Here is a 7129-nt window from a genome sequence, read left to right on the forward strand (position 1 = left end):
CTGACTCTGGCCTCTACCGGCGAACCTCGTAGGGTGGGCACATTGTGCCCACGCGTTAACTTACAGCGCGTACATGCTTATTTCCGTGCTGCGCAGTCTTGTACTCCGGTTATCACGGTCACGCGCGCCGTCGCCACTCCATCCAGCGTTCTTTTCCAACAAACACGGCGATGGAATCGCTCACTTCACGCTCATCGACCAGCTCGAAATCGGCACGCAATAAGCGTTCCAGTTCAGTCCGGCTGATGCCAAACGGCGGGCCTTTGGGATTCTCGTCGAAAAAGAAGAAGCCAGCCAGAGTGCCGCCTGCCGGCAACAATTCGACCCAGCGGCTGACAATAGCGGTGCGTTTAGCCGGCGGCAAAGCGCACAGGAAAGCGCGTTCGTAGATCAGCCCCAGCGGTTGCGGCGGCTGATAGGTAAAAAAATCGGCTTGCAACACGCGTTCCGACCATTTTCCCAGCACCGTGCGCGCTGCGCTCACGGCAGCGTCGGAAAAATCGATTGCGATCACGTCCCAGCCGGCTTCCGACAGCAATGCGACTTCATAGCCGCTACCGCAACCGGGGATCAGAGTCGCTACCGGCTTGCTGCGGGCCAGGTATTGCTGCAGCGCCTGCGGCACGCCGCCGTTATCCCAAGGAATGAAATCCTGCTTGAAACGCTCGCTCCAGAAATCCGGATGGGAGGGATCGCGATGGGCAAACTTGGGGATGGCGTCGGGCTTAGGGTCGGATTTAGTCATGCTCACCACCAAATCATGTGTCCGAAACGGAAATACAGCAGTGTCAACAGCACACCTGCCGCCAGGCCACCGCCGGCATACACCAGCACGCCAAGCAGATGATTGGTGTGGCGCTGTTCTGCAATCAGCCGCCACATCAGTTCATTGTTTTGCTCGGTCTTCGGCTCCACCACCTGCGTCAGCGCCTGATGCGCCAGGCGCGGCAGTTGCGGCAACAGCTTGCTGTAGCGTGGCATTTCGATCTTCAACTGCTGGATCAGGCCACGCCAGCCCATTTGCTCGCTCATCCAGCGTTCCAGATGCGGCTTTGCGGTTTTCCATAGATCGAGCTCGGGATCAAGCTGGCGACCCAGGCCTTCAACGTTGAGCAAGGTTTTTTGCAGCAGCACCAGTTGCGGCTGCACCTCGACATTAAAGCGGCGCGAAGTCTGGAACAGCCGCAACAGCACCTGGCCGAAGGAGATATCCTTCAACGGCCGGTCGAAGATAGGTTCGCAACAGGCGCGCACCGCTGACTCCAGTTCATCAACCCGGGTTTCCTTCGGTGCCCAGCCGGATTCGATATGGGCTTCCGCCACGCGTTTGTAATCGCGCTGGAAAAAAGCCAGGAAGTTTTGCGACAGGTAATCTTTGTCGAAATCGTTGAGCGTACCGACGATGCCGAAATCAAGTGCGATGTAACGGCCGAAGGTGGCCGGCGCAACCGACACCAGAATATTTCCGGGATGCATGTCGGCATGGAAAAAACCGTCGCGAAATACCTGGGTGAAAAAAATCTCGACACCGTCACGCGATAGCTTGCCGAGATCGACACCGGCATCGCGCAGGCGATCCAGTTGCGAAATCGGAATGCCGTGCATGCGCTCCATCACGATCACCGACGATGAGCAATAGTCCCAATACATTTCCGGCACTACCAACAAATCGGAGTCGGCAAAATTCCGGCGCAGCTGGCTGCCGTTAGCGGCCTCGCGCATCAGGTCCAGCTCGTCATGCAGGTACTTATCAAATTCTCCGACCACCTCGCGCGCCTTCAGGCGGCGGCCGTCGGCCCACAATTTTTCGACCAGACCGGCGGCAAGATGCATCAGCTCCACGTCTTCGTCGATAGACTTCTTCATGCCGGGACGCAGCACCTTGACCGCGACTTCCTTGCCGTTTTTCAGCGTTGCAAAGTGTACCTGCGCAATCGAAGCCGAGGCCACCGGCACACGTTCGAAGCTGGCGAACAATTCATCCGGATGGGCCTTCAACGATTTTTCGATCTGCGCAATCGCCAGGTCCGAGCTAAACGGCGGCACCCGATCCTGCAGGCGCGCCAACTCGTCGACCATGTCACCCGGCACCAAATCGCGCCGAGTCGACAGCACTTGTCCGAACTTGACGAAAATCGGCCCCAACTCTTCCAGTGCCATGCGCAAACGTTCACCCCGCGGTGCCGAAATGTCGCGCCAGAAAATCAGGGTATCGATCAGCTTGGAGATGCGTGGCGTATCGAAACCTGACATCGCGATATCGTCCAGACCGTAACGCACAGCAACACGGGCAATCTTTAACAGTCGCAGAAGTTTCAGAATCATGGAGTCTTCAGTTTGTTGATGCGTTTGGCTAGTCGCTCGATATCGTCGCGCAACCTGGTGACATCATTCGTAAAATCGGATACCGCCTGTGGCCGCACCAGCATTGGTTGTTCTTCCAGAAAATATTCGGCGACGTTTTCTGCCAGCTTCTTATGGGTAGCCATGGCGCCGGCAACCAGCGCATTGCCACCGGCCACGATGCGCACGGCGGCGATATCGCCGACCAGTTTGCTCAGGTCATGTTCTGCATCCCAGCGCAAACCTTGGCTGACTTGCGAAATGGCGTTGGCAAAATCGGCATCGCCATCGATCTTCACGTAGGAAAATGCACGTTCCCGGTTCTGCGCAATCAGCGGCAGATCAGCCAGGTTGACACGGATCGTGACGTTCACGGCCGCGTCCGGCGGCGGCGCTTGCAGCAGGCCGTCGGCGCTGACCTGCCAGCTCAGTTTGACCGCGCCGCCATCGAAACAGGCGACTTTGTCCGCGTGCGAGGCCAGGATGCGCTGCGCCCACGGTTCTTGCGCCAGCAAATGATTGATGGCGGCGGTGATCGGCGTGAAATTGATTGGAGGAGTCATCGTCAGAAAGCAAAACCGCCCGTGACTATTCACGGGCGGTCCCAAGTTTATCAGTTTGTCAGGCTTAAAGCCTGCTTACAGCCTTAGCATTTATGCATTGATTTGCTGAATCCCCGCCAAAACCCAGCCGCCCTGCCCCGATTGCGGCTTGGACAGGTTCCAGACTTCGGTGAACGGTTCCGCCGATGCTTCCGGCACTTCCTTGATCAAGCCGGTGAATTTGACGCTAGCCAGATAGTCGCTACCGACGGTTTCGATACCCATCAACTCGCCATCCAGCTGCACCACATCGGTATTGTTGGGCGAGGCGCCGCGCTCTTGCAATTGCAGGCGTAGTTCGCCGAACATTTCCGGCGTGGTGAATTCACGGATGTCGTTGATATCTGCCTTGTCCCAGGCGGCTTGCAGGCGAATGAAATAAGTCTTGGCGCTGCGCACGAAGCCCGGCACATCGAAATCGGCAGGGATGCCCCAAGGCTCGCCGTGGCCGGCCGCAGCCGCAGTCGCGGCCGAATCCGCCTGCAATGCTGAAGGCTGGAATGATGGGCCGGAATTGATGCGCGAGCCGATTTCAGGTGTGAAGCCGGAAGAGTTGCTGTCGAAACTGGCGGCAGGTGAATTTGCACCGGAGCTTGCGCCAGAATACGCGGCAGGCGCTGGTGTATTGCCGGCTCTCCGCATTACCAGTCGCACAACAAAAATTACCGCAACCGCCAGCAAAGCCATTATCAGGAAAGAACCGAATGCGCCGCCCATGCCAAAGTGCGACATCAACGCGCCCAGGCCCAGACCCAGCAATGCGCCGCCCAGAATGCCCTTCCAGGGGCTGGCTGGTTTAGGCGGGATCGATTGCGGCGTAGCGGCAGGTGCTGCCGGCTTGGCCTGATTGGTATTGCCGAAATTCTGCGTCGGCTGGCTTGGCGCCTGGCGGGAAATTCCGGACGACTGCTTGCCGAACGAACCGCCGCCACCCAGGCGACGCGCATCGGCATCCGATATTGTCAACGCCAAAGTGCTTGCAACCATCAGCAACACTAGTAAAAATCTCTTCATGCGAGCTCCTACAGTTTTATGCCAGTGTGCAATGCCGCCACACCGGCAGTTAAATTGAAATACTCAACTCGCGCCAGACCGGCATCCGTCATCATCTGCTTCAGGGTGTCCTGATCGGGATGCATGCGGATCGACTCGGCCAGGTAACGGTAGCTTTCAGAATCATTGGCAATTTTCTTGCCCAGCCACGGTAATACGGAGAACGAGTAGACGTCGTAAGGTTTTTTCAACGGTTCCCAGACTTTCGAGAACTCCAACACCAGCAACTTGCCGCCCGGCTTCAATACGCGCCGCATTTCTGCCAGCGCTGCATCCTTGTGCGTCATGTTGCGCAAACCGAACGCCACCGATACCCGGTCGAAATAGTTATCCGGAAACGGCAACTTCTCGGCATCGCAGAGTAAGGTGGGGGTGGACAGGCCGGTATTCAAGAGGCGGTCGCGGCCAACGCGCAGCATGGACTCGTTGATATCGGTCAGCCAGACTTCGCCGGTAGGTCCCGCGCGCTTGGCAAAAGCCTTGGCCAGATCGCCGGTGCCGCCGGCAATATCCAGCACTTTGAAGCCGGGACGGATCGCCGCCTGGGCAATGGTGAAAATTTTCCAGACCCGATGCAGACCAGCCGACATCAAATCGTTCATGACATCGTATTTGGGAGCGACCGAGTGGAAAACTTCGGCAACTTTGTGGACTTTGTCGTCCTCGGAGACGGTTTTGTAACCGAAATGCGTGGTGTTGGTCATGGTGGCAAACTTATTTGGCAGACTTACATTATACAAGTCCCGCCAAGGGTTGCTTGGCTTGCCAAATAATCTATAGGCGATTTATCCCCGGCATGACCAACCCTACATGGCGGAAAAACAACTAAGCCTTATCAGCCTTACCCGCAGCATTGGCCAACTTGCTCAGCATCTGGTCCAGCAACCATGGTTTGCGATCCTGGTCTTCTGCCAGCTCTTTGCGCCGGATCGCGTTGCGGACTACCAGCGAACCGATGTAACGCAGCGGCTCCGGCGGGAACTGCCCGCGCGGGCCGGCGGCCAGCGGGCTGCGGCTCCATGCATTGTCGACGCCCAGCACCAGCGACGACAACAACTGCCCACCCATGTAACTGGGGCCGACGCCATTGCCGGAATAACCAAAGCCGTAAAATACATTCGGCATGTCATTGAGCCGGCCGAAAAATGGAAAACCGGTTACCGATCGATCTGACGGGCCGTTCCAGCTGGCTGTGATCGGCACATCGGCCAGCGCCGGGAAAAATTCGTGCAGGCTGCGCTTGAGCTGTTGTTCATAAGGCGAGCGCTGATCGAATACCGGCAAGATGCGGCCGCGCCAGGCGAAGGTGTTGCCGCCCTTGCCAAGCATCAAACGGCCATCTTCGGTAGTACGGTAATAGAACACGAATGTGCGCGAATCGAGTACCGATACACCGTCCGTCAGGCCAATGCTCTGCAATAGTTCAGGACATTTTTCAGTGATCACCATATCGCTGGAAACCACCGCCAGGGTCCGTTCGAATTGTGGAAAGCGGCTGGCCATCCAGGCGTTGATGGCCAACACCATCTTGCCGACCTGCAGGCTGCCGGCCGGCGTTTGCAGCGTGACCGTGACGCCGGGCGTGAACGACAGCATCGGCGTTCTTTCGTATATCCGTATCCCCATTTCCAACGCCACGCGGCGCAAGCCGCGCACCAGTTTGCCTGGATGCACAGTCGCGGCCATCGGCGAAAACACGCCGGCAAGATTGCGCGTCGAGCCGGAGCGACGTTGTACTTCGGCGTCTGGCAGCGCGTGGTAGGAGCTGATGCCTTGCCGCTGCAACTCTTCCAGCACCGGGTCCAGCACGCCTAGTTGCGCCTTGGTGGTGGCGGTATACAAGGTACCGTCCTGGCGGAACTCGGCCTCGATCTTGTGTTCGCGGCAAAAATTGCCGATGTGACCGACTACTGCTTCCGAGGCCTTGACCAGGCGTATGGCTTCGGTTTCGCCGAACAGGCGGCGCAGGGTAAAGAATTTTGTAGCCCAGGTCAGCAGGCAGCCGCCGTTGCGGCCGCTGGCGCCGGCGCCGCACAGGTCGCTTTCGATGATGGCAATGTCCAGCGCCGGATTTTGCTGCTTGAGCTGGATGGCAGTCCACAAACCGGTAAAGCCGCCGCCGACAATGCCGACGTCTGCCTTTTGTTGGCCTTGCAGCGCGGGAGCTAACTCACCGTCGGCGAACAGTGCATCTTCCAGCCAGAATGGGCGCATGGATTATCGATCGTAGTTGAACAATGAGTAGACGGTAACTAAGTAGTGACCAGAGCACAAGCAGACATCAATTTTGAGAAATGCTGTAAATCGGGCGTCGCCATGCCGTCGACCTTGGCCTGGTCGTCCCACAACCTCAGGCTGACCGCATCCGCGGCATAAGGACGGGCGATGAATTTCGCCGCATCGGCAGTGGAGAAAACACCGCCCTGCAACTCCAGGCTACGCTTGGAATCCTCGGAGAGACGTCCCCAATAAGCGCTGTCCGTGGCGCACAAATAACGCTTGGCGTCGACGTGCAAACGAATCGGCTCCAGTACCGCAGGACTAAACAAACCGCGCAGATACGGTATCGCGAAATATTGATGGGTATCGTCGACGCCGCGTGCCGACGGGGTCTCGCCTTGCGGATTCAACAGGTGCCCGAGATCGTGCAGCAAGGCGGCGCAAACCAGCTCCGGCTCAGCACCGGCCTGCTCTGCCAGGGTGGCCGATTGCAAAGCGTGCTGCAGCTGATTGACCGGCTCGCCGCTATACATCTCGTGGCCGCCGCGATCGAACAGTTCACAAATTTGCGGGATAGTCAGCATATATTATTGTGCGTGATTCATTACCAGGAAAAACACATCGAAGTTACGCAACCGATGGTCAGCTGGGATCGCGCTCAATTTGCGGTTGAACATCAGCGGCACCTTTTGTTCGGAAATGCCGCCGTGCGAACGCAATGGCAATTTCAATTCGGACAGATCGTGGCGGCTGGCAGAAGTGCCGATCACGCTCAGGCGTTCGCTGACAATGACCAGATCGCCGATACGGTCTTCCGGCAACTCGAAACGGGCCGCCGCTTCAGCACGTGTCAACACCACTTCGACGCCGGGAATCGCGCTGATCTGGCGGGAAACGCTGGCCAGGTCCGC

The 7129-nt window shown here is 57.9% G+C and carries 7 protein-coding genes and 1 pseudogene; all 8 read right to left on the minus strand.

The window, feature by feature from the left end; translation table 11 throughout:
- Positions 1-118: 118 nt before the first annotated feature.
- Positions 119-745, minus strand: a complete 627-nt coding sequence (locus BM205_RS22425; protein ID WP_092417085.1) for a methyltransferase — start codon at positions 743-745, stop codon at positions 119-121.
- A gap of 2 nt (positions 746-747) precedes the next feature.
- The gene (ubiB, locus tag BM205_RS22430; protein WP_092417086.1) at positions 748-2325 is read right to left on the minus strand and encodes a ubiquinone biosynthesis regulatory protein kinase UbiB; all 1578 of its coding nucleotides are present in this window, start codon (positions 2323-2325) and stop codon (positions 748-750) included.
- Positions 2322-2906, minus strand: a complete 585-nt coding sequence (locus tag BM205_RS22435; RefSeq protein WP_092417087.1) for a ubiquinone biosynthesis accessory factor UbiJ — start codon at positions 2904-2906, stop codon at positions 2322-2324. The genes ubiB and BM205_RS22435 overlap by 4 nt, the downstream gene beginning before the upstream one ends.
- A 90-nt stretch (positions 2907-2996) precedes the next feature.
- A complete protein-coding gene (locus BM205_RS22440; RefSeq protein ID WP_092417088.1) occupies positions 2997-3959 on the minus strand; it encodes a Tim44 domain-containing protein in 963 nt (320 codons plus the stop codon).
- 8 nt (positions 3960-3967) lie between these two features.
- Complete coding sequence (gene ubiE, locus BM205_RS22445) at positions 3968-4702, minus strand: bifunctional demethylmenaquinone methyltransferase/2-methoxy-6-polyprenyl-1,4-benzoquinol methylase UbiE (protein WP_092355829.1); 735 nt, start codon at positions 4700-4702, stop codon at positions 3968-3970.
- Positions 4703-4823: 121 nt separating this feature from the next.
- Positions 4824-6212, minus strand: coding sequence for an FAD-dependent oxidoreductase (locus BM205_RS22450; RefSeq protein WP_092417089.1), 1389 nt, complete (start codon positions 6210-6212; stop codon positions 4824-4826).
- Between the two features lie 38 nt (positions 6213-6250).
- Positions 6251-6802, minus strand: a complete 552-nt coding sequence (locus BM205_RS22455; RefSeq protein WP_092417090.1) for a phosphonate degradation HD-domain oxygenase — start codon at positions 6800-6802, stop codon at positions 6251-6253.
- Between the two features lie 3 nt (positions 6803-6805).
- Positions 6806-7129, minus strand: a pseudogene (locus BM205_RS22460) (phosphonoacetate hydrolase); the annotation flags it as partial.

Source organism: Collimonas sp. OK307 (genome assembly GCF_900113705.1).
Lineage (GTDB): Bacteria > Pseudomonadota > Gammaproteobacteria > Burkholderiales > Burkholderiaceae_D > Collimonas.

Bases quoted from the DNA above. Each gene is read 5' to 3' on its own strand.
- BM205_RS22450 (WP_092417089.1), bottom strand. From the start codon at position 6,212: ATGCGCCCATTCTGGCTGGAAGATGCACTGTTCGCCGACGGTGAGTTA.
- BM205_RS22440 (WP_092417088.1), bottom strand. From the start codon at position 3,959: ATGAAGAGATTTTTACTAGTGTTGCTGATGGTTGCAAGCACTTTGGCG.
- BM205_RS22435 (WP_092417087.1), bottom strand. From the start codon at position 2,906: ATGACTCCTCCAATCAATTTCACGCCGATCACCGCCGCCATCAATCAT.
- BM205_RS22425 (WP_092417085.1), bottom strand. From the start codon at position 745: ATGACTAAATCCGACCCTAAGCCCGACGCCATCCCCAAGTTTGCCCAT.
- BM205_RS22455 (WP_092417090.1), bottom strand. From the start codon at position 6,802: ATGCTGACTATCCCGCAAATTTGTGAACTGTTCGATCGCGGCGGCCAC.
- ubiB (WP_092417086.1), bottom strand. From the start codon at position 2,325: ATGATTCTGAAACTTCTGCGACTGTTAAAGATTGCCCGTGTTGCTGTG.
- ubiE (WP_092355829.1), bottom strand. From the start codon at position 4,702: ATGACCAACACCACGCATTTCGGTTACAAAACCGTCTCCGAGGACGAC.